Consider the following 776-nt stretch of genomic DNA (forward strand, 5'->3'; position numbering starts at 1 on the left):
CTTGGTGATCTTGTCGACGATCTTCTTGTCGGCGCGGATGGCGATGCCGACCACCTTGGCGTCATCGGGCGCGTATTGCTCGAAAACGGCGCGGTTGGCGGCGTCGTGGCCGGTCGCAAACATCTCCTCGATGAAGAGCGACGCCGTGATGCCGCGCTCCAGCGTGCGGCGGTGGATGGTTGACATGGTCTCCTCGGGCGCCGCCAGAACGATGATCGGCTGGATTGATAGCGGGTTGTAGAGATTGCCCGAGCGGTCCTTGTAGGCGTCGCCGATGATCTCGGGGTTCTGGCCGGTGATCCCGCTCATCAGGAAGGCGGTGACATTCAGCGTCTGCCAGGATGGAAGATTGTTTCGCAGCACGATCGCAATTTTGGTATCAAACATTCCAGTCTCTTTTCATGCGGGTTTCGACGTCGGTTGGATGAGGATCTAAGCCATCACGCCCTTGAGGGTCTTGAACGTTTGTGCACGGAGTCTGGCACGGACGGGCGTGCCATTGCGTCCGGTGCGATTGCAGCTGCTACGATTGCGTCCGGTGCGATCGCACCGGGGATCGTCACCGCGCCGGCCTTTCCTGGCATCGAGCGCATCGAGGCGCAGTTCGCGGGAAACGCGTTTGAGCCGCATCGTCACGATACTTATGCGCTTGGGGTGACGATCAAGGGCGTGCAGACCTTTTCCTATCGCGGCGAGCGGCGTTTCAGCATGCCGGGGCAGGTGATCGTGCTGCATCCCGACGAGGAGCATGACGGCGGCGCGGGGACGGATCACGG

General features: G+C 61.5%; 2 protein-coding genes. One reads left to right on the top strand and one right to left on the bottom strand.

Translation table 11 applies throughout. The features are described 5' to 3' along the window. Positions 1–387 (bottom strand): DUF2000 family protein (locus B3605_RS10480; RefSeq protein ID WP_296433725.1); only part of this gene is annotated, 387 nt, incomplete at its 3' end. Positions 388–420: 33 nt separating this feature from the next. Between B3605_RS10480 and B3605_RS10485 the strand changes: the two genes are divergently transcribed. Further along, the coding region (locus B3605_RS10485) for an AraC family ligand binding domain-containing protein (protein WP_349677253.1) at positions 421–776 on the top strand (356 nt) is incomplete at its 3' end.

Origin of the sequence: Rhizobium sp. UBA1881, assembly GCF_002338015.1 — a bacterium.
In the GTDB taxonomy this organism is placed as follows: domain Bacteria; phylum Pseudomonadota; class Alphaproteobacteria; order Rhizobiales; family Rhizobiaceae; genus Rhizobium.